This is a genomic window from Streptomyces milbemycinicus (genome assembly GCF_002154605.1).
Classification (GTDB): Bacteria; Actinomycetota; Actinomycetes; order Streptomycetales; family Streptomycetaceae; genus Streptomyces; species Streptomyces milbemycinicus.
Genome location: NZ_MUNE01001043.1, coordinates 1 through 728, shown reverse-complemented (window position 1 = coordinate 728; position 728 = coordinate 1). Strand labels below are relative to the sequence as shown.

Sequence of the window (728 nt, the reverse complement as noted above, 5' to 3'; positions counted from 1 at the left end):
CGAGGCCGGCCTGTTCGCCGAGGACAAGCTCGCCAACTCCGACAAGCTCGCGCCCAAGCTCAAGCGCGAACTGGAGATCATCGCCGAGGACGGCCGCCGGGCCAAGAACCACCTCCTGGAGGCCAACCTCCGACTGGTGGTCTCCCTGGCCAAGCGCTACACCGGCCGCGGCATGCTCTTCCTGGACCTCATCCAGGAAGGCAACCTGGGTCTGATCCGCGCCGTCGAGAAGTTCGACTACACCAAGGGCTACAAGTTCTCCACCTACGCCACCTGGTGGATCCGTCAGGCGATCACCCGGGCGATGGCCGACCAGGCCCGCACCATCCGTATCCCGGTGCACATGGTCGAGGTCATCAACAAGCTCGCGCGGGTGCAGCGCCAGATGCTCCAGGACCTGGGCCGCGAGCCCACCCCGGAGGAGCTGGCCAAGGAGCTCGACATGACCCCCGAGAAGGTCATCGAGGTCCAGAAGTACGGCCGCGAGCCGATCTCCCTCCACACCCCGCTCGGTGAGGACGGCGACAGCGAGTTCGGTGACCTGATCGAGGACTCCGAAGCGGTCGTTCCGGCCGACGCGGTGAGCTTCACGCTGCTGCAGGAGCAGCTGCACTCCGTCCTCGACACGCTCAGCGAGCGCGAGGCAGGCGTGGTCTCCATGCGCTTCGGCCTGACCGACGGCCAGCCGAAGACGCTCGACGAGATCGGCAAGGTCTACGGGGTGACGC

General features: G+C 66.8%; 1 protein-coding gene. It reads left to right on the top strand.

The features are described from left to right. On the top strand, positions 1-728 hold a 728-nt coding region (locus CCN51_RS50765; RefSeq protein WP_086861200.1), incomplete at both ends, for an RNA polymerase sigma factor.